The organism is Enterococcus sp. AMC2644, from assembly GCF_058216475.1.
The window spans coordinates 1,802,673-1,823,856 of record NZ_CM177095.1; the positions used below are offsets into that span (position 1 = coordinate 1,802,673).

The window sequence follows — 21,184 nt, forward strand, 5'->3', positions numbered from 1 at the left end:
CGCAACATGATTTAAGGAGGAGAACACATGACAGCATTAGAAAAATTGCAAAATGGTTCAGACATTCGCGGTATTGCGATTGCGACCGAAGAATATCCAGCTAATTTAACACCGGCTGCGATGGAAAAAATTGCTTCAGGATTAATTCATTGGTTACATACTAAAGTAGTTGAGGAGCCACTTGTTGTTGGGATTGGTCAAGACAGTCGTTTAAGTGGTACAAGTTTAAAAACAGCTTTAATTGATGCTTTAACGCGTCAAGGAGTAGATGTCATTGATTTTAATTTAGCAACAACTCCCGCAATGTTTATGAGCACCCAATTTCCAGAATTTGCGTGTCATGCAGGTGTCATGCTGACAGCAAGTCACTTACCTTATTATTTCAACGGTGTCAAAATATTCAGTCGCCAAGGTGGGGCTGAAAAAGAAGATATTCAATTTATTTTAAGTCAGACAGATGAAATTGTTGCAGAAGAAGGCAGTGTACGTCAAGCCGATATTTTAACTCCATATGCCGAGGACTTAGTTCAAAAAATTCGTCAAGGAATAGTAGGACATCCACAAGAACCATTAAAAGGCTTAAAGATTATTGTGGACGCTGGTAATGGCGCGGGTGGTTTTTTTGCAGACAAAGTTTTAGCACCTTTGGGAGCAGATACGACAGGTTCTCAATTTTTAGAACCAGATGGGAACTTTCCTAATCATATTCCCAATCCAGATAACAAAGAAGCGATGGCGAGTATCCAAGAAGCTGTTTTAGCGAATCAAGCTGATTTAGGTGTTATTTTTGATACAGATGTCGATCGTTCAGCTGTCGTTACTAAAACGGGCGATGTGTTAAACCGTAATAATTTAATTGCTGTACTGAGTCGAATTGTGTTGGCCGAACATCCTGGAACGAGTATCGTGACCAATTCACCAACAACAGACCATTTAAAAGCATTCATTGAAGCATTAAACGGTCAACAAGTTCGTTACATTTCAGGGTATCGCAACGTAATTAACAAAGCAATTCAGTTAAATGAAGCAGGAATTGATTCTCAATTAGCTATCGAAACAAGCGGTCATGCAGCTTTCAAAGAAAATTACTTTTTGGATGATGGCGCCTATGTGATTGCTAAAATTCTGATGTTATTACCACAGTTACAAGCTGAAAATCAAACATTGGAAGGGTTGATTGCTGATTTGAAACAACCTGCTGAAGCACAAGAAGTACGTTTTAAATTAGAAGCTGAAGATTACCGTGAATTAGGCGAATCAGTTATTCAAGACCTATCTTCTTATCAAGTGACTGGTTGGACAGTGGATCCTGAAAATGATGAAGGTATTCGTTTTAAATTATCTGAAGCTTTTGGTTCAGGGTGGTTCTTATTGCGAATGAGTTTACATGAACCATTGTTAGTTTTACAAGTGGAAAATGATGAAGCGGGAATTATTCCAAGTGTATTACGTGAAATCCATCAATTTTTAAAGGCATATGAAAAAGTTAATCAAGAAAAATTATTGCCATTAATTTAAATAAAGAAGCCAAGAATTTTAGAAATGAAATTCTTGGCTTTTTAGTATGGACTATCAATGGTCTAAATACCAGAAATTTGGTACAGTAAAGGAAACAAGGAGGCACGAACATGGCAAAAATTATGATCGTAGAAGACGAAGAAGTGATTCGTCAGTTAATTATGGAAGAATTAGAAAAATGGCAATTTGAAACGTTTGGGACAACTGATTTTCATCAAGTTTTGTTAGATTTTAAAACAGAAGATCCACAATTGATTTTGTTGGATATTAATTTACCAGTATTTGATGGGTATTATTGGTGTCAAAAAATTCGTGAAATCTCAAAAGTTCCGATTATTTTTATTTCCAGTCGGAATACCAATATGGATATGATTATGGCGATGAATATGGGGGCTGATGACTTTATCACCAAACCATTTGAATTAGACGTATTGGTCGCTAAAATTAACGCATTGTTGCGCCGTTCATATAATTATGTTGAAAATAATAGTGAGACGATTACGCATAACGGTCTAGTATTAAATGTGGATAATGGCAGTGTTGATGTCAACGGGGAAGTCATCGATTTAAGTAAGAATGAGTATCGTTTATTATATATTTTAATGAAAAATCATGGCAAAATTTTGAGTCGTGAAAAATTATTACGCGCGTTATGGGACGATGAGCGTTTCGTAGATGATAATACATTAACTGTGAATATTAATCGTTTAAGACGTAAAATCGAACAAGCAGGGGTCGATGGCTACATTGAGACGAAGGTTGGTCAAGGTTATATTATTCCGTGAGGTGGGCAATGAATATTTTTAACTATTTAAAAGATCAGTGGTGGGTATTTATTGGGTGGTTTCTTTTTGTGGTATTAACGATGTTTGTCATCTGGCTCTCTCCAGGTGTTCATTTAAGTATAGGAACGTTTTGGTATCTGATTTTAATGCAAAGCGTTGTCTTAGGAATTATGTTAGCTGTTCATTATTTATCGAAGCGGCGTTGGTGGCAAGCACTTTCGTTTCATGAAGGAGATAGTGTATTACAAGAATACCTTTCAACTGCTAGAAGTAAAGAAGAGCGCTTGGAACAAGAGTTTATTAACCAAGTCATTCGTGAACATCAAGAGAATATGCAGCAGGTAGTCACGAACCAAGAGGAACAAAAAGACTATATTGATTCATGGGTGCATGAAATCAAAGTCCCTTTAGCTGCTAGTCAGTTATTATTACGATCGATTGAATTTGATATCGATGATAATAAATACATCGCTTTAGAAAATGAATTGCATCGAATTGACGAGTACGTTGATCAAGTGCTATATGTTGCCCGTTTAGACAGTTTTACCAAAGACTATTTGGTTCAAGAAACATCGCTGAAACAAATTATTCAACCGGTTTTACGGAGCCAAGCCAATTATTTTATTCAAAAAAACATTCGATTTACGGTAGAAGGGGAGGATCAACAAGTTCTAACCGATCCAAAATGGATTAGTTTTATTTTCAGACAACTATTGAGTAATGCCATTAAGTATACGTCTGAAAATGGCATAATTACGATTCACCTACAAAAAAAACGGGAAGGTATACAATTGGCAATTGAAGATAGTGGTATTGGCATTCCCGAAGAAGATATACGACGAATTTTTGATAAAGGCTTTACTGGTCAAAATGGCCGCAATGCGCAGACGCATTCAACTGGCTTAGGGTTATATTTAGCTAAAAATTTAGCAAAACAGTTAGGTGTCGAGCTAACTGTGGAATCGATTGTCGGTACAGGTACAAAGATGATATTATTTTTCCCCATGCTAAGCTACTATGGAGAAAAACGCTAAAAGTTCTCTCATATAACACATCTTACTCTTGTCATGCAGGGGCAATCATTGTTAGACTAATACGGTATTTTTATTAATTTTTAACAGGATGGAGTTCGTATGACTATTTTAATTGCGTTAGTACCGATGCTTGCTTGGGGAAGTATTGGGCTAGTTAGTGGGGAAATTGGCGGTGATGCCAATCAACAAACTTTAGGAATGACAATCGGCGCTTTTCTTTTTTCTCTGGTGTTATTTATTATGTTACAACCAACAATCACCCCTTGGATTTGTCTGATTGGATTCTTATCAGGAGTATTTTGGTCAGTTGGACAAAACGGACAATTTCACGGAATGAAATACATGGGGGTATCTGTTGGGTTACCAATGTCGACAGGGATGCAGTTGGCCTTGAACACATTAGCAGGAGCCGTCTTTTTTCATGAATGGACGCAAACGCGTGATTTTTTTCTTGGCATTTTAGCCTTATTCTTCTTAGTTTTTGGTGCTTATTTAACCGCTCGCCAAGATGATAAAAAAGCAGAAACAGGCCGTTTCTATGATTTTGGGAAAGGTTTTAGAGCCTTGATTTTTTCAACGATTGGTTATGGTGCATATACGATTATTATCACATGGGCAAAGTTGGACCCGTTAGCGATTATTTTACCGCAAAGCATCGGCATGATGGTAGGCGCCAGTTTGTTTGCCTTTAAAAAAGTAACCATTGATTCTTTTGTATGGAAAAACATGACTTCCGGATTATTGTGGGGAATTGGAAATATTTGTATGTTGATGACAGTGCAAAGAATTGGTTTAGCCATAGGTTTTTCTCTATCCCAAATGGGAATTATCATCTCAACATTGGGTGGTATTTTCATTTTAGGCGAAAGTAAAACGAAGAAAGAATTCCGTTTTGTGATTCTAGGTTGTTTAATGGTAATTATTGGCGGACTGTTATTAGGTTATTTAAAAGCATTGTAAGAAGAAATAGGTGGAGGACGCATGAAACTATTTAGAAAAAAGTCTGTCGATAAGCAAGTATTAAGTTACCTAACAAAAGAACTGACTTTAAAAGATTTGATTATGCTTGGTATTGGTGCCGTTATTGGTACTGGAATTTTTGTAGTTACTGGTCAAGCATCAGCCAATTATGCAGGCCCGGCATTAAGTGTTTCATTTATTGTGGCGGCAGTGGTTGTTGTATTAAGTGGGTTATGTTTTGCTGAATTTGCTTCACGAGTTCCTATTTCTGGTGGCCCCTACGGCTATATGTATGTGGTTTTTGGAGAATTAAGTGCATGGATGGCGGGCTGGTTTCTAATTTGTGAATATATGTTAGCAGTCTCATCGGTTGCTTCGGGCTGGTCAGGTTATTTACAAGGATTTCTGGGAAGTATTAACCTCTCATTACCGCATGAATTAACTGCTAGCTATAACCCTAAAGAAGGGACATACATTGATTTAATTGCCGCGATAGTTATCATCTTTATTACTTTGTGGGTAACTCAAGAAGCAAAAAAAGCATTAAGATTAAATAATTTGATGGTATGGGTGAAATTTGGCATTATTATTTTATTTATTGTAGTAGGTGTCTTTTATGTCGATCCTAAAAACTGGCAACCTTTTATGCCTAATGGAATGAAAGGGATCATGGATGGTGCGGCTTTAGTCTTTTTTGCTTTCTTAGGGTTTGATGCAATTTCACTGGCTGCTGAAGAAGTAAAGGATCCTCAAAAAGATATTCCTAAAGGGATTATTGGTGCAATCGCGATTGCAACATTGCTCTATATTACGGTAACGATGATTTTAACAGGAATTGTTCCCTTTGAAAAATTGGGAATTGGTGATCCTGTTGCTTTTGCGATGCGCTATGTCAATAAAGGATTCATTGGTTCGATTATTTCTGTCGGGGCAATTTTAACGTTGCTAACAGTGACGATTTCCATGCTGTATTCATTGGCACGTTTGATTTATGCGATTAGTAAAGATGGATTATTACCTAGCTTTTTGCAAAAAGTTGACGAAAAACAGCGAACACCGAAAAATGCAACTTATGTGGCGGGGGGCATGGCTTTATTCTTTGCAGCGGCTTTTCCATTGACGATTTTGGCTGAATTAACTAATATTACCGCGTTAGCTTGCTTAGTTATGATGTCTTTAGGCATTTTACGCTTACGTCAACAACTTGGTTCACCGAAAAAAGGAGAATTCCAAGTTCCTTTCGTCCCTTTGTTACCGATTATATCAGTAATTTTTTGTGTCTTTTTAATGACACGTTTTAGTGCAGTCACATGGATTGTTTTTGGAGTTACAAGCATACTTGGTTTAATTATTTATTTTGTTTATGGATACCAACATAGCCATTTGAATAAAAAATAAAGCTGGGTCTGTGGCATAAGGAAAAACAAGATGAAAATAGCCGAACAAAATAGCATGTTACGCCAAATCAAGGCGAAATTGCGACGAAGATCATTCTTCTATTGTGCGGCTATTTCACTGTTAATTTTCTGATGTCACAGATTCATTTTTTTGTTTCAACAATAGATCATTAGCACGGACCGTATAAAAAAGAATACGGTCTATTGTTCTTGGAATTTTAGGTTTATTTTGTATCATATCATTTAGCTTAAAAACACAGAGATGTAGCAGAAAAGTTTGACGGAATGAAGAATAGTTAACTGTACTCCTTTTTTACAAGTCTTATTCTAAATAGCTGATGTTTTGAAAGATAACCCATAAAAAAACCAATCACCCTAAAGTAATTGGTTCGAAAGATTAATTTTGGTTGCCAGATGTAATTTCTAATAAACGTTGCTTCAAGTCTTCTTCCATCATGCCTAGTTCAACTTCGGCATTGCGACGTTTTTCTTTACCTTCTTGTTGAATACGTAAGGTTTCTTGAATAGTTTCAACTAAATCATTTTGCGTTTGTTGCAGTGTTTCAATGTCAACGATACCACGTTCGTTCTCACGAGCTGTTTCAATGGCAGAAACTTTCAACATTTCTGAATTTTTACGCAATAAATCATTGGTTGTTTCAGAAACTTGACGTTGTGCAGTTGCGGCATCTTTTTGACGCAACAAAGTTAAAGCAATAACTACTTGATTTTTCCATAATGGAATAGCTGTATTAATTGACGCATGAATTTTTTCTGCTAATGCTTGGTTCGTATTTTGAATCAAGCGAATTTGTGGTGCTTGTTGGATGGTGATTTGACGTGCTAAACGCAAATCGTGTGTACGTTTATCTAAACGATCTAAAAATTGAGAATAGTCATTCGCAATTTGGACATCCATTTGATCCCCAGTTTGGCGGGCTTTTTCTAGTGATTCAGGAATAATTTTTGTTTGTAATTCTTCCATTTTTAATTCGCCTGCTGCGATATAGATATTTAAAGCATCAAAATAGTCTTTATTTTTATGATAAAGTTGTTCAAGCATCAAGTTATCTTTTAACAGACCTTCTTTTTCCTTGTCTAATTTCACTGCTACTTTATCAATTTGAGCACCAATTTTTTGATATTTCGCAGTAATCTCAAAGATAGATTGTTTAACTTTACCAAACATGCGCTTAAAGATACTACCTTCACCGGCACGCAAGTCATCAGGATTGGCTTCTTGTAAACGATACATTAATTCTGTCAATGAATCGCCTACTGGACCAATATCAGCTGCTTGCACATGATTTAACATTGATTGAGAAAAATCACTTAACTTTGTTTGTGCCGCAGCACCATAAGTAATCACTGCTTGTTGGTCAGTCGCATCAATTTTTGCTGCCAATTCTTTTGCTTGCTGTTGACGACTTTCGGGCAGTTGATCAATCAATCTAGGTGCTTTTTGTTGCTCTTGTAACGATGAAATTTCTTGCTTTTGCGTGGTTGTTAATGAATCTAAATTTGGGGCAAATGGATCACTTAATAAATCTTCTAATGTATCGGTAACATCTGTCTTAGCTGTGTCAGTCATATATGTAGTTCCTCCTTTGATAGAAACAGTGTATTATTCGAGAGAAATGAGACAAAAGATTTCTTTTATCTCACTTCTTCTTTATATTGATTTTCTCTTTTAATGCTTTGTTTGGCAATCGATAATTCAACATCTAGTTCTTCTAAATCATCAGATACAAATTTTTGATAGTCTTGTTTAATTAATGCCGCCATTTGATCAATAATTTGAATACTTTCTTCCATTTTTTCATAAGTGTCACGACTTTTAATTTCGTGATTGTTGATTTCTAAATATTTATCTGTTAAATCAACCATGTTTGGTAAGTGAGTATAAAGAAAATGGCTAGCTTCGTTTAAACGAGTAGGTTCTTTGACTAACTCTTTAAATAAAGCTTTTGCTGCTCTAATTGTATCATGGCGTAAGTCAATTGCTTTTAATTTTGCATTTTGACTAATATTTGCTTGCAGTTTTTCAATCTCTTTTTTCGCTTGATTTAATGTTTCGCGGAAAAATTCAATCTCACGATAAGACATCCCACTGTCAAGATAGGTTTGCTCCCGTTTTTTTGATAAAACAGGTAAACTATTTTTTGAAACTGGCGCAGATTTTCCTTTGAAACCATAAACGACCAGTAAAACGCCACCAATTAGTAATAGAACTGGGAAGTAATCGGATAACATCGTACCAAAGATGATCGCACCGATAGTGACAAGACCAATAACAGTCCAAGTTGAACGTTTCATTTGCTCATTCCTCCTAAATTTATTGGATACAACATGCTATTTAAGACCTGTGTTGTTTATAAATTTATTTTAGCATGTAACCGAAAAGAAAAGTATCCGACTTGCGGTGGATTTTTATTAATTTAGGAAATTTATAAGAAATATCTATGTTTCAATGGATCAATTGGTTAAGACATAAAGTTTAAAATACAGGTTTCAGCATTACTGCGGATTTCGACTAAATATTTTTCATTGCGCTGTAAACTTGGCAAAGGCTGACTTGCATTAGGTTCAAGCGTATATTCGCCAATTTTTTGATTATCGGCAAGGCGGGTAATTCGCAGATTAACAGAAGCAATGTCTGAACTGTTGACCACTGATTTAATACCGAACAATGCGCGTGTTGAGAGATAAGGCACCATTTGTTTTTTATGATCTGTAAAAGAAATAGGAATCCATTGTTCTTGTTTCTCCTGGGGAATCTGAGTAATAGAGGTTTCATGCGCAGTAAGCAATTGTGAAAAATTTGAACCTTGGTAAGTCAAAGCTAAACCACCAACCAAGAAAAAGATAATCGTCAGCAATCCTAGAATAAGGTATCCTTTCAAACGATTTTGTTTTTGTTCATGGGTAATTTTCTTTATAACTGAAGTGTCGGCCGAAAATAAATTTTCAAGAGGGACATCGAAAAGTCGACTGAGAGAAACAAGACGGTTTAGATCAGGAAAGCTTTTGCTACTCTCCCAATTAGAGATCGTTGTGCGTGTGACAGTTAGTTTATCTGCTAATTCTTGTTGTGTCCAATTGTTATCTATCCGATATTGTTTTAATTGTTCTCCAAGTGATTTCATAGTTATCCTCCTATCTAAATCTTACATGGATTCCTGCTCATTCTTATTATAGAGGAATTATGAGTGTTTTTCTATTTATAATCTCATTTTATATTCATTTTTTAGAGAAACAGGAGAAATTCTTCCTCTTCTTTACAAATCTCTATCTTAGGTCTTAGGAAATCTCATCTTTTCTATGGTAAACTAAGTGATAATGAATAAATCAAGAAAGTATGGTGACCCAATGCTTCGTTATGAAGATTTTGAAGAAAAAACAATTACACGTAAAGAAATTTTTCATGGAAAAATTATTGATGTAGCGTTAGATGAAGTGCGTTTGCCAGATGGACAAACAGCTAAACGCGAATTGGTTTTTCATCCAGGAGGAGTCGGTGTTTTAGCGTTAACGGCTGAAAATAAAATTGTTTTAGTAAAGCAATTTAGAAAACCTTTAGAACAAGTTATTTTTGAAATTCCTGCAGGAAAAATTGATCCTGGTGAAGGACATCATCCAGAAGAAACGGGAGCTCGTGAACTGGAAGAAGAGACCGGTTATCGTGCTGAAAGTATGGAGCATTTGACGTCTATGTATCTATCTCCCGGTTTTGCTAATGAATTATTGCATGTCTATTATGCCAAAAATATAAAAAAAGTTGATAATCCATTGGCGCAAGATGACGATGAAGTCTTAGAAGTCTATGAATGGACACTAGAAGAGGCAAAACAAGCGATTCAAGAAAAAACAATTTGTGACGCTAAAACAATTTTTGCGATTCAATATTGGGAATTGTTGATTGCCCAAGGGAGGGTATAATATGGCGAAACGTCCCTTAGTGACCCGATCAGAATTACGGAAAAGAAAAGATGAACAAGAAGCTGCTTTAGAGCGCAATCGTCAAATTATTAAAAAACCAAAGAAGAAAGAAATTTCCTTTAAAAAACAAAACCAGCAAGAAACAAAAGCGATAAAGGGAAAAGAAAAACAACCAACAAATTATTATCGTAAAGAATTAAAAAAAGAGACATCGAAAAAAACACGTTCAAGTGAACAACAACGTTCTCGTGAAATGAATACTTTTCTAATGAAAAGTATTGTGATTGTAACGTTATTACTTATTGTTGTGATGATGATGATCTTTTTCTTATAGAGGAGTAAACGAATGAAAATTGGAATTATTGGTGCGATGGCACAAGAAGTGGCTGTTTTAAAAGAAAAGTTAACAGAGATGAAAACGTGGGAAAAAGCTGGTGCAACATTTTATGCAGGTACGTATGCTGGTCATGACGTAATTGTTGTCCAATCTGGTATTGGAAAAGTATTGTCTTCGTTAACCACTAGTTTATTAATTCAACAATACGAAGTTGATGCTGTGATTAATACTGGATCTGCAGGCGGCATTGGGGCAGGTCTTGCAGTTGGCGATTTAGTTATTTCTGAAAAATTAGCTTACCATGATGTAGATGCTACAGGTTTTGGTTATGCATATGGACAAGTTCCTGGTGGCATGCCATTGTACTACGAAGCAGACGCTAATCTGATGAAAGCTATCGAAAAAGCGGCTGAAAAAACCAAGCATCAAGTAAAAAAAGGATTAATTGTGACGGGAGATTCATTTATCGATGATCCTGAGAAAATTCGTCATATTTTAGAACACTTTCCAGAAGCTTTAGCTTGTGAAATGGAAGGGGCGGCAATTGCACAAACAGCGCTGCAATTTGATGTGCCTTTCTTGGTAATTCGTGCAATGAGTGACACGGCTGATCACGAAGCGACCCAATCATTTGATGAATTTATTGAAGTCGCAGGTCAGCGCTCGGCAGAAATGGTCTTAGCTTTTGTGGAGTCTTTAACATAGGAGGAACAGATATGAAAGCATTGATTTCAATAGATTATACGAATGATTTTGTTGCAACAGACGGTGCACTAACGACTGGTGCGGCTGGTCAAGCAATTGAAGAAACCTTAGTAGCAGAAACAAAAAAATTTATTGAGAATGGTGATTTTGTTGTTTTTGCAATTGATCGACATGAATTAGGAGATACTTTTCATCCGGAAAATAAATTATTTGTACCGCATAATCTAGCGGGTTCCGCAGGTCGTGATCTTTATGGTCGTCTGTCGCCAGTGTATAAACTGCATCAAGATGCTCCGAATGTCTACTGGCTAGACAAACGTCATTATTCAGCATTCAGTGGCACAGATTTAGATATTCGTTTGCGTGAACGTCAAATTACCGACATTTATTTAACAGGTGTATGCACCGATATTTGTGTATTACATACAGCTGTTGATGCCTATAACTTAGGATATACTATCCATATTATTGAAAAAGCCGTTGCCAGTTTTGATGCACAAGGTCACGAATGGGCCTTACGTCATTTTAAAGGTAGTTTGGGAGCAATCATGGAATAAAGAAGGCTCTGTTACAACTAGTTGAAAAAAATATCCAAACGATAGACGCTCTGCAAGTTGGCAGAAAGTTGTCGCAAATTCATTAGAACTTGTGACGACGCTATATCGTTCGGATTTTTTTGTTTTGTACGTATTTATATGTTCAGATTACCAAATTTGTACCCGTTTTTCTGGTGCACGATACATCGCATCTTCAACTTCAGTTCCGTAGAATTCATGGAAATCGGTTAAATTTTGTAATTGAATATTTGCACGTAATTTTGCTGGACCATGAACATCAACTGAAAGTAAAAGCTGTTGATACTGTTCTCTGGCTTTTGTCCGCCAGATTTTTGCCCAGTTTGTAAAGAAGTCATCTAATGAAACATCAGCGTCTTTTTTGGCTGCTTCCAACGCACAACTTAGACCACCTGCGTCAGCAATATTTTCAGAAACAGTTAATTTGCCATTAACTTTTCCACCAGCAATTTCTAAACCATCGAATTCAGCAATCATAGCTTCGGCTAATTGTTCGAAATGCGCCAAGTCTTCTTGTGACCACCAATTATTCAGATTGCCAAATTCATCAAACTTAGCCCCATTGTTGTCAAAGGCATGTGAAATTTCATGGGCAATGACAGCGCCAATACCACCATAGTTGGCACTGGTTGATTGTTCGACACTATAAAAGGGTTTTTGCAAAATAGCTGCTGGGAAAACAATCACATTCATCATTCCGCTATAGTAGGCATTAACTGTACATGCGGCCATACTCCATTCGTTGCGATCCACCACTTGTTTTACTTTGTTAAAACGCTCTTCACGTGCCAAACGTGAAAAGTGACGGACATTGCTGACAAGCGTACCACCTTCTTCAGCAGTTTGAGTTAGGAACAAATCATAGACAGCTGGAATTTTATCAGGATAACCGACATGAACACCAATATTATTTAATTTAACAATTGCTTTTTCACGAGTTGTGGAACTTAGCCATTCTTTCGTTGTTAAGCGTTCTTTGTAAACATCAATCATTGTATGAACCATGTGTTGAACATCTTGTTTTGCTTGATGACCAAAATATTTTTGACCGTAATACAAACCAATCACTTGGCCAAATTCGCCTAAAGTTAAATAATAAGCCGCCTTTTCTTGGGACATAGCTTCGTCAATCCCTGAAAGAAAGCGTCGATAAGTACCACCTAATTGACGCAAGTCTTCACTTAAGTAGCTTGTGTAAGTCAAAATAGTTTGTACGTACATCCAACTTTTTAGTAATGGTAGGTTTTCATTATTAATCATCTCATCAAAGGCTTCAAAATAAGCTGGTTCTGTCACAATCACTTGTTCAAGTGGCACTGGAACTAATTGATCAATGACGCTTAGGAAATCGATATGCTCAGAATAAGCAGCAATTTCTGTTAATTTTTTTGGATTATAAGCTTTGGTATAATCGGCACTTTCTTCGGCACTCAAGACATGAGGGGCAATTGCTTTATCAAATGCTAATGCTTGTTCAGCAATCGTCTCTGCTTCAGGAAGAGTTCTACCAAAATGTTGCAATAAGTTGACACTCATTTCAAAGAAAACTTGTAGTAACTTTTCTGCTTGTGGGTGTCCGTCTTCATAATAGGTTTTATCTGGCAAAATTAAGGATGTTGGATTCAAATAAAGGGCATGCTCAGTTGCATTTTTCATATCAGGCATGACAAAAAACTGAAACGGTAAAGGTAAGCCTTCTTTTATCCAATCACTTAATTGGTCATTTAATTCTTCAAAAGAAGTTAAATCAGCGACGCGTTTTAACAAATCAGCAATGGGTTCACCAGCTAATCGATTTCTTGTGTCATAATCACGAGCTAATTGATAAAATTTTACTGCATCTTGCATCCGATTTTTAGGAATGGCTAATTCATTTTGACTCATTTGGTTGAGTTCTTTGATTAAAAGTTGGTCAATTCCTTCGACTAAATCTTGAAAACCACCTGTTGCTGGTTTGTCAGCTGGAATGGTCGCTGTTTTCAGCCAGTCTCCATTGACATACTCGTAAAAATCTTGTTTTTTTAAATCTGTCATTGTTTTCACTCCATTTCATCCTCTTATTATGATACAGTTGAAGCAAACACGCAAATGAAGGAGACAAATGATGAAAAAAGATGAATGGATTGGTATTCCAGAAGAAAGATTTAAAGCTTATCGCAAATGGACAACCCCCAAAGGATATCTTTGTGGCACCCATGCGTCAGCTGTTTTATTAGCTTATTATCAAGACTATCTTGATGCAGAAGTTATTCCAACGTATATTCGTCAGAAAAACAGTCATCAATCAAACACACTCGTAAAATTTTTACAATTATTTATTCAACGTTATGGCTTACCGACCGTTGCTTGGCAAGTGGCGCATGGGTTATCGACTTACTTTGATTATACGGATAAAAAATTACGTGCTCGTATGACGATGGCTGGTGGCTGGCAACGCGCAGTCAAACGCATCGATCAAGGAAAACCCGTTGTGGTCGGGGTTTTAAAAGTTTTAGGAAGTACTTATGGCAATCATTGGGTGACCGCGTATGCTTATATGGAAACAAGTGCAGGAGAACGTTTTTTGAAAGTCCACGATAATTGGGGAAACTACAATCAAATTATTCCTGCTAAGTGGGTCAACGGAACAGTATCACTTCCTTGATATCATGCAGAGAATCATGCTAAACTAAATCAGTAAAGTGTGTTAAAATGAAAAAAAATTCTATTGGAGGATCACATGGTCGAAAAATATCACGATGAATCGTTGAAAATCTTTAGTTTAAATGGAAATGTTCCATTAGCAGAAAAAATTGCAAAAGTGTTTGGTTCTAAATTAGGAAAATGTGATATCAAAAAATTCAGTGATGGCGAGATTGCTATCAGTATTGAAGAAAGTGTTCGTGGTGCGCATATTTACATCATCCAATCAACGAATCAACCCGTAAATGATTACTATATGGAATTAATGATTATGATTGATGCGATGAAACGTGCAAGTGCCAAAACAATTAATATTGTTCTTCCCTATTATGCATATGCTCGTCAAGACCGTACGGCAAAACCACATGAGCCCATCACGGCTAAATTAATTGCTAATATGTTGGTCGAAGCAGGTGCAACTCGTGTGTTAACTCTCGATTTACATACTGTTCAAGTTCAAGGATTCTTTGATATTCCGGTAGATAATTTGTTTACTATTCCATTGTTTGCTCGCTATTACAAAGAGCAAGGCTTTGATGGGGATGACTATGTTGTTGTTTCTCCAAAAAATAGTGGGGTACAACGTTCAAGAAGCTTAGCTGAATATTTGAATACGACACTAGCAATCATTGACCAAGATAGTGAGCTAGAAAATGGTGGTTACGTGATTGGTGATGTTGCTGGTAAGAGCTGTATCATGGTGGATGATATTCTAAATTCTGGCAAAACCTTTGCACGAGCAGCGCGTCTGTTAAAAGAAGCTGGTGCGGGCGATATTTATGCGTGTGCTTCACATGCGCTACTTTCACCACCCGCCAAAGAAACATTGGATGCTGCACCAATTGAAGATATTTGTGTGACGGATTCTTGCTTAACTGACGAAGCCCGTCATCCAGAAAAATTAACCTATGTGACTTGTTCGAAGTTAATGGGTGAAGCTGTGAAACGAATTCATGAAAACACGCCAATGAGCCCATTATTCAAGTTGGACGAGGAAAATTATTTATAAAAAAAGCAACCAATCAAAGAAGAAGCGTGATGATTCTTCTTTGATTGGTATTTTTCACAAGTTTGTTATAATAATGTTATTAAAAGAGAAGGTGACAAAATGACCTATTTAGATCATGCTGCAACAACACCTGTACGACCAGATGTTGTAGAAAAAATGAGTGAAGTAATGCTTGAAGTTGTTGGCAATCCTTCTAGTATTCATCAATATGGCAGACGTGCACATGAGTATTTAGAAAATGCTCGTCAAATTATTGCTGATAGTTTAGCAGTGACGCCGCATGAAATTATTTTTAATAGTGGCGGTACAGAAGGCGATAATACGGTTTTAATTAATACAGCCCTTGGACGTCAGGCAGAAGGAAAACATATTATCACTACAGCTATCGAGCATCCGGCTATTTTACGAACCACCGAATACTTAGAAACACTGGGATTTGATATTACTTATTTACCCGTTGATGAAAAAGGACAAGTTCAACTCGCCGATGTAGAAGCTGCCTTACGTCCAGACACTATTTTAGTGTCCATTATGTTTGCAAATAATGAAATCGGTAATTTATTACCTATCCAAGAAATCGGTGAATTATTAATGGAACATTCGGCTTGGTTTCACACGGATGCCGTACAAGCTTACGGAAAAATACCGTTATACCCCAAAGAATGGCATATTGATTTATTAACCGTTTCAGGCCATAAAATTAATGGCCCTAAAGGAATCGGTTTTCTTTATAAAAGTGATAATGTGCAGTTAAAACCGTATCTTCATGGCGGAGAACAAGAAGAAAAACGTCGGGCAGGAACTGAGAATTTAGCAGCCATTTGTGGAATGGCACAAGCAATTAAAGTCTTAACGCCAGAAGTCCAACTAAATAAACAACAACTGTATGCAGAATTTTCAGCCTATGTTATTGAACAACTAACGAATGCTGGTGTCGATTTCCACTTGAATGGTGATGATACCAACAAATTGGCACACATTTTAAATTTACGTTTTCCAGGGGTCCCAAGTGATTTACTGTTAATGCACTTAGATTTGAAAGGATTTGCAGTCTCCACGGGTTCTGCATGTACTGCTGGAAATGTTGAACCTTCACACGTTTTAGAAGCAATGTACGGCAAAAATTCTCCAGCAATTCGCGAATCGATTCGTATCAGTTTTGGTTATGAGAATACGCAAGCAGAAATTGAGGAATTTGCCACAGTTTTAATTGCTTCAGTTCAACGTTTGAAAAGAGACTAGTCAAACCTTTCAGAACCCTTTATAATGAGAATAAATGAACAAGATGAGGTGGAAAAATGGCATTTCAAGAAATCGATACAGTTTTGGGCGCAGCTGTAAGCTATCGTTTAGCACCAACTGCTAAGCGCTATACTCTACGCGATAATGGTTTTACTGAAACAAAAGGCGGAAACTTTCAATTAATCCGTCCTCTAGAAGCAACACCACAAAGCAAAGAAGGCTTTAAATTAAAAATCACAGTTGATAAAGAGATTAAAAAAATCAAAATGTCTGTAACAACTGCTAATGGCTTAAAAGCTGTCAATATTTTTAAAGATTCAGCAAATGATTTATTACAAGAAAAATTCTATTTTTTAATGGACGGTTTTATCAGCCGTGGCCTATTTGAAAAGGTTTAAGAATTGTATTATAAGTAAAGATACTAATATCCGAGCTATTCTCGATGAGTATTGCTATGTTTCGTGGGCTTATCTAAAAGACCTACTAGAATGAAACAGCAAACTCTGGATAGTTCGGATATTTTCGTGTCAAATGGACTTATTGCAGCACTTCTTTTTATCTTAAATTAAGTCAAGTAGTGTTGTGCTAATTGATAAGTTATGGAAAACAGGAATAAGGAAACGTTTGAGTAGTGAGCCCCATAGTTGTTAGATAGAAACTAAATGTCCATATTAATGGACATATAAAAAAGATTGCGCTTACAAAAATGCGCTATAGTATGTACAAGGAGTTGATGATATGCAGCTGAGCAAGAGAGAAAATCATTTGTTAGAACTATTGATTAAAAATGACATGACTCTAACAGCACAAGAGCTCGCCAGTTTTGCTCATGTCTCTACTAAAACAATTTATCGCACCATCAAAAGAATCAATGACGAGTTTTCCGGTGGAGATATTATTATTTCTGAAGTCGGCAGAGGTTTCCGTTTAGATTACGAGAAATATTTGAGAGAAAGTCGAGAAGGAAATGTGGAACGAATGGATGAGTCACTTAATCGACGCAATAATATTATGTTAACGCTACTTTTCAAATCTCCCAATTCAGTAAACATTAATGAATTGTTTGAACCTTATTTTGTTACTAAACCCGTTATCCTACAAGACTTAAAAAAAATGAAGTCCTTTTTGAAAAAATATCAATTAGAAATTAAAAAAAAGGATCAGCGAGTATCGATAATAGGAGAAGAAAAGAAAATCCGTAAGACTGTCAATTATTTAATCGGACAAGAAAATCTAATCAATGAAACATTTTTAGCTGATGCTAAAAATGTAAATGCTTACGATATTGATTATATAACGTCTCTACTAGAATTTATTGAAAAGAAGCTAGATACAATAATTAGTTATCCGTATAATATCAACATTTTTTCACACCTCTATATCTTGTTGAAACGCAGTCGAGAAGGGAAAATTTCTGAAAAAATAGATAACACATTAGATGAATCCGAAGAAAAAATAATTACAAAATACCAATTTCTTTATGAAGTATCTGTCGAAGTTGTCCAAAGAATGTCTGGATATTTAGGATTTGATTTAGCTGAAATTGAATCGTTTTTCTTATTTCAATATTTACTTTCTTCACGTTTAGAAAACCAAACCACTAATGTTATCGCTAAAGAGCAAGAGGCAATTGAACTTACATCATTTTTTATGGAGGAGATGAGGCAACTCATTGGTACGGAAATCGATATTGATGAATATCAGGAAGATTTGATTAGTCATATTGCTCCTTTATTATATCGCTTAAAAAATGAAATCGTTATCAAAAATGAATTGCTAAAAGATATTCGTTTAGAATATCAAAATATGTTTCAGTTTGTCTCACAAGTATCTAGAAAGGCAGAACAGAAATTTCATTTATCAACAATCAGTGATGATGAGATTGGTTTTTTAGCCTTATATTTTGTAAGGTACAAAGAAATTCAGAAACGAAAAAAACGCATAGTGATTATGTGTAGTAGTGGGGTAGGAACTTCAGAATTATTGAAAGTGAAAGTTAGGAAAGCTTTTCCAGATCTCGAAATTGTCGATGTTCTATCGTCTAAAAAATTTAGTAAGAATTTAGAGAAATATGAAGATATTGATCTTATACTCACGACAATACATTTTACATCACCCACGACAATACCAACAATTTTAGTTAATTCTGTTTTTACAAAACAGGATGAGGAAAGAACAAAGAAACTTTTAGGAGGAATAGGGAATGGATCAACATTTAACCGAAAATTTCAGCATAGCTAATGTTATTACTGAGGATTTAGTGAATTTAGAATTACAGGCAACCACAAAAGAAGAAAGCATTAAAGAGCTAACAGAACTTCTTTATCAAAATAATTTAATTACAGACGTAGCAGGCTTTTTGGAAGATGTATTCAATCGTGAAAAGGAGGGAATGACTGGATTAGGACAAGGTATAGCAATTCCGCATGGAAAATCCGATTGTGTGACAAAGACTTCACTTGTTGTTGGAAGAACAAAACAACCAATTGAATGGGAGTCATTAGATGAGGAACCAGTAAACGTGATTATTCTATTTGCTGTTAGAAATGTAGAAGCGAATACGTTGCACATTAAATTATTACAGAAAGTGGCGATGTTACTTGCAGATGAAACATTTATTGAAGAGTTACATCAAGCGACAACGAAAGAAAAAATGATTGAATTATTGTCTAAGGAACCTGAGTAACCAGATTTTTAAATGGAGAACGCAAGGAGGAAGTAAAATGAAAATTGTTGGCATTGCAGCCTGTACATCAGGAATTGCTCATACGTATATTGCAAAAGAGAAGTTAATCAAAGCGGCACAATCATTAGGTCATGAAATTCACATTGAAACGCAAGGAACAATTGGAACAGAAGACGAGTTAACGCAAGCAGATATTGATGCTGCTGACATTGTGATTATTGCTGCAGATATAAAAGTAGGGGGGAAAGAACGATTTAAAGGAAAAAAAGTAGTAGAAGTTCCTACAAGTTTAGTTATTAAAGCACCAAAAGGATTAATCAATAAAATAGAAGAACAATTATAAAGGAGACAGGCTTATGTTGCGTAAACTAGAAATAAAAAAACACGCTTTAACAGCTATTTCTTATATGTTACCAGTTGTAGTAACAGCAGGTTTATTGATTGCGATTGGAAATTTAACTGGTGGACAAGTTATTAGTGATTATTCTACCAATTATTCTGTATCAGATGCACTTGTTTCTTTAGGCGTTTTAGGCATGGGATTGCTAGCCCCAGTTATTTCAGCAGCGATTGCCTATTCAATTGCGGATAGACCAGGAATTGGCCCCGGCTTATTTATGGGATTAATTGCTAATTCTATTGGCGCAGGCTTCTTAGGGGGAATGTTAGGCGGGTACATTGTTGGTTTCTTCGTTCTATTTTTAGTGAAAAATCTTAAAGTACCAAAATGGGCGCAAGGATTAATGCCAATGATGATTGTACCAGTTGCTTCTACGATTATTGTTGGTTTGGCGATGTATTTTGTCATTGGGGTACCGATTGTGTGGGCAACCAATGCGCTAACTGAATTTTTAACGAATCTGCAAGGATCTGGAAAATTCTTATTTGGCTCAATTGTTGGGGGGATGGCTGCCTTTGACTTTGGAGGACCGGTCAATAAAGTAGCTTCTCTCTTTGCTGATGGAATGTTATTAGAAGGAATTCAAGAACCAGAAGCAGTAAAAATTTTAGCGTCTATGGTACCGCCATTTGGAGTAACGTTTGCTTGGATTTTATCAAAAATTTTCAAGAAACCAAAATTCTCACAAGGAGAAGAAGATAATATTAAAATTGCTTTTCCGATGGGATTGGCAATGATTACGGAAGGTGTAATTCCTATTGCAGCAGTCGATCCATTACGAGTAATTGCTTCATGTACAATCGGTGCCGCAATTGGTGGCGGTTTAAGCATGAGTTGGGGGGTAGGATCACCCGTTCCGTCAGGTGGAGTTTTCATCATTCCTGCTATGACTGATCCATTGAAGTTCACGCTTGCACTACTGATTGGTTCTGCTATCACAGGGATTCTCCTTTTTGTTCTCAAAAAAGAGCCAGTTGAAGAGGTAGAAGATGTCGAGGAAGAAGAAGTAGATTTTTCTTCCATCAAAATTTCTTAGGAGGTTATTATGTACGTTTCTATGAGAGAAATGTTAGCTAAGGCGAATAAAGAAAAGTATGCTGTGTTAGCAATTAATTGTTTTAATTTGGAAACAGCAAAAGCAGTCATTGAAGCTGCCGAAGAAATGCATTCGCCAATTATTATTGATTTGTTGCAAGATCATCTAAAAATGCATTTGGATTATCGCTATCTAACACAACCAATTATTCGTATGGCTAACAATGCTAAAGTGGAAGTTGCTATCAATTTAGATCATGGTCAAGATGTGGCGTTTGTTAAGCAATGTCTTCACGAAGGATTCTCAAGTGTCATGATGGATGCTTCTATGTATCCTTTAGAAGAGAATATACGTATTACGAAAGAAATTGTACAGTTCGCGCAACAATTTAACGCGAGCGTTGAAGCTGAAGTTGGTGATTTAGGGGTGGTAGCTGGTAATCAATGGACCAATACAGAAATGTATACAGATCCTGATGAAGCAATCCATTTTATTCAAGAAACAGGAGTGGATTGTTTAGCATTATCTTACGGATCAACACATGGGGATTATCCTGAAGGGTATATACCAGAATTCCGATTTGACATTGTAGAAAAAATTAAAGCAGCGACTCATTTACCGTTAGTTTTACATGGAGGATCAGGTGCTGGGGAAGAAAACATACGTAAATCAGTTGCATTAGGAATCAACAAAATTAATGTTGGCTCTGACTTTATGAAGGCACAATCTTTAGAAATTCAGAAAGGCCTCGCTGAAGACCCAACGATTGGCTATCCTGAATTGATTCATAGCACAATTGCAGCAGGCAGAAATGTTGTTAAACAGTATATTGAAATAGCTGGTTCCCAAAATAAAGCAAGATAAAAAAAGATTGGAGAG

Annotated in this window: 22 protein-coding genes; 18 read left to right on the top strand and 4 right to left on the bottom strand. The window is 36.2% G+C overall.

Annotated features, from left to right (window positions below; genetic code table 11):
- The first annotated feature begins 27 nt into the window (after window positions 1-27).
- The 5 genes from AC4BC5_RS08755 (at window position 28) to AC4BC5_RS08775 (ending at window position 5,695) form a co-directional block, all read left to right on the top strand.
- Entirely contained in the window at window positions 28-1,518 is a 1,491-nt protein-coding gene (locus tag AC4BC5_RS08755) for a phosphohexomutase domain-containing protein (protein ID WP_490495059.1), read from the top strand.
- Between the two features lie 110 nt (window positions 1,519-1,628).
- Complete coding sequence (sapR, locus tag AC4BC5_RS08760) at window positions 1,629-2,303, top strand: two-component system response regulator SapR (protein WP_490495060.1); 675 nt, start codon at window positions 1,629-1,631, stop codon at window positions 2,301-2,303.
- Between the two features lie 8 nt (window positions 2,304-2,311).
- The gene (sapS, locus tag AC4BC5_RS08765; protein ID WP_490495061.1) at window positions 2,312-3,337 is read left to right on the top strand and encodes a two-component system sensor histidine kinase SapS; all 1,026 of its coding nucleotides are present in this window, start codon (window positions 2,312-2,314) and stop codon (window positions 3,335-3,337) included.
- 99 nt (window positions 3,338-3,436) lie between these two features.
- Window positions 3,437-4,297, top strand: coding sequence for a GRP family sugar transporter (locus AC4BC5_RS08770; protein ID WP_490495062.1), 861 nt, complete (start codon window positions 3,437-3,439; stop codon window positions 4,295-4,297).
- Between the two features lie 21 nt (window positions 4,298-4,318).
- Entirely contained in the window at window positions 4,319-5,695 is a 1,377-nt protein-coding gene (locus AC4BC5_RS08775) for an amino acid permease (RefSeq protein ID WP_490495063.1), read from the top strand.
- A gap of 396 nt (window positions 5,696-6,091) precedes the next feature.
- On the opposite strand, the gene AC4BC5_RS08780 is transcribed toward AC4BC5_RS08775, so the two are convergent.
- From AC4BC5_RS08780 to AC4BC5_RS08790, 3 genes are all read right to left on the bottom strand, one after another.
- The gene (locus AC4BC5_RS08780; RefSeq protein WP_490495064.1) at window positions 6,092-7,285 is read right to left on the bottom strand and encodes a toxic anion resistance protein; all 1,194 of its coding nucleotides are present in this window, start codon (window positions 7,283-7,285) and stop codon (window positions 6,092-6,094) included.
- A gap of 65 nt (window positions 7,286-7,350) precedes the next feature.
- Window positions 7,351-8,010, bottom strand: a complete 660-nt coding sequence (locus AC4BC5_RS08785) for a 5-bromo-4-chloroindolyl phosphate hydrolysis family protein (protein ID WP_490495065.1) — start codon at window positions 8,008-8,010, stop codon at window positions 7,351-7,353.
- Window positions 8,011-8,177: 167 nt separating this feature from the next.
- Complete coding sequence (locus tag AC4BC5_RS08790; protein ID WP_490495066.1) at window positions 8,178-8,840, bottom strand: helix-turn-helix transcriptional regulator; 663 nt, start codon at window positions 8,838-8,840, stop codon at window positions 8,178-8,180.
- 223 nt (window positions 8,841-9,063) lie between these two features.
- On the opposite strand from AC4BC5_RS08790, the gene AC4BC5_RS08795 reads away from it, so the two are divergent.
- The 4 genes from AC4BC5_RS08795 to AC4BC5_RS08810 are packed head-to-tail and all read left to right on the top strand — an operon-like array spanning window position 9,064 to window position 11,232.
- Window positions 9,064-9,633, top strand: coding sequence for an NUDIX hydrolase (locus AC4BC5_RS08795; RefSeq protein ID WP_490497528.1), 570 nt, complete (start codon window positions 9,064-9,066; stop codon window positions 9,631-9,633).
- A 1-nt stretch (window position 9,634) separates the two neighbouring features.
- Complete coding sequence (gene macP, locus AC4BC5_RS08800; protein ID WP_490495067.1) at window positions 9,635-9,967, top strand: cell wall synthase accessory phosphoprotein MacP; 333 nt, start codon at window positions 9,635-9,637, stop codon at window positions 9,965-9,967.
- Window positions 9,968-9,979: 12 nt separating this feature from the next.
- On the top strand, window positions 9,980-10,675 hold the full coding sequence (locus AC4BC5_RS08805; protein WP_490495068.1) for a 5'-methylthioadenosine/adenosylhomocysteine nucleosidase: 696 nt from the start codon (window positions 9,980-9,982) through the stop codon (window positions 10,673-10,675).
- An 11-nt stretch (window positions 10,676-10,686) separates the two neighbouring features.
- Window positions 10,687-11,232, top strand: a complete 546-nt coding sequence (locus AC4BC5_RS08810) for a cysteine hydrolase family protein (RefSeq protein WP_490495069.1) — start codon at window positions 10,687-10,689, stop codon at window positions 11,230-11,232.
- 147 nt (window positions 11,233-11,379) lie between these two features.
- Here the strand turns inward: AC4BC5_RS08810 and AC4BC5_RS08815 are convergent, their stop codons facing one another.
- Window positions 11,380-13,284 carry a M13 family metallopeptidase gene (locus AC4BC5_RS08815; RefSeq protein ID WP_490495070.1) on the bottom strand — a complete coding sequence of 635 codons (1,905 nt, stop codon included), beginning with the start codon at window positions 13,282-13,284 and terminating at the stop codon, window positions 11,380-11,382.
- 70 nt (window positions 13,285-13,354) lie between these two features.
- Between AC4BC5_RS08815 and AC4BC5_RS08820 the strand changes: the two genes are divergently transcribed.
- The 9 genes from AC4BC5_RS08820 to AC4BC5_RS08860 all read left to right on the top strand — a co-directional run bounded on the left by AC4BC5_RS08820 (window position 13,355) and on the right by AC4BC5_RS08860 (window position 21,169).
- On the top strand, window positions 13,355-13,894 hold the full coding sequence (locus tag AC4BC5_RS08820; protein WP_490497529.1) for a C39 family peptidase: 540 nt from the start codon (window positions 13,355-13,357) through the stop codon (window positions 13,892-13,894).
- Window positions 13,895-13,969: 75 nt separating this feature from the next.
- On the top strand, window positions 13,970-14,941 hold the full coding sequence (locus AC4BC5_RS08825) for a ribose-phosphate diphosphokinase (protein ID WP_490495071.1): 972 nt from the start codon (window positions 13,970-13,972) through the stop codon (window positions 14,939-14,941).
- Between the two features lie 99 nt (window positions 14,942-15,040).
- Complete coding sequence (locus tag AC4BC5_RS08830) at window positions 15,041-16,183, top strand: cysteine desulfurase family protein (RefSeq protein ID WP_490495072.1); 1,143 nt, start codon at window positions 15,041-15,043, stop codon at window positions 16,181-16,183.
- 56 nt (window positions 16,184-16,239) lie between these two features.
- Window positions 16,240-16,581: a DUF1831 domain-containing protein gene (locus AC4BC5_RS08835; RefSeq protein WP_490495073.1), complete on the top strand. Its 342-nt coding sequence runs from the start codon at window positions 16,240-16,242 to the stop codon at window positions 16,579-16,581.
- Between the two features lie 340 nt (window positions 16,582-16,921).
- Complete coding sequence (locus AC4BC5_RS08840; protein ID WP_490495074.1) at window positions 16,922-18,424, top strand: BglG family transcription antiterminator; 1,503 nt, start codon at window positions 16,922-16,924, stop codon at window positions 18,422-18,424.
- Window positions 18,387-18,869, top strand: coding sequence for a PTS sugar transporter subunit IIA (locus AC4BC5_RS08845; protein ID WP_490495075.1), 483 nt, complete (start codon window positions 18,387-18,389; stop codon window positions 18,867-18,869). The genes AC4BC5_RS08840 and AC4BC5_RS08845 overlap by 38 nt, the downstream gene beginning before the upstream one ends.
- 37 nt (window positions 18,870-18,906) lie before the next feature.
- Entirely contained in the window at window positions 18,907-19,212 is a 306-nt protein-coding gene (locus AC4BC5_RS08850) for a PTS fructose transporter subunit IIB (RefSeq protein ID WP_490495076.1), read from the top strand.
- 13 nt (window positions 19,213-19,225) lie between these two features.
- Window positions 19,226-20,305, top strand: a complete 1,080-nt coding sequence (locus tag AC4BC5_RS08855) for a PTS fructose transporter subunit IIC (RefSeq protein ID WP_490495077.1) — start codon at window positions 19,226-19,228, stop codon at window positions 20,303-20,305.
- A gap of 9 nt (window positions 20,306-20,314) precedes the next feature.
- On the top strand, window positions 20,315-21,169 hold the full coding sequence (locus tag AC4BC5_RS08860) for a class II fructose-bisphosphate aldolase (RefSeq protein WP_490495078.1): 855 nt from the start codon (window positions 20,315-20,317) through the stop codon (window positions 21,167-21,169).
- The last annotated feature ends 15 nt before the right edge of the window (window positions 21,170-21,184 follow it).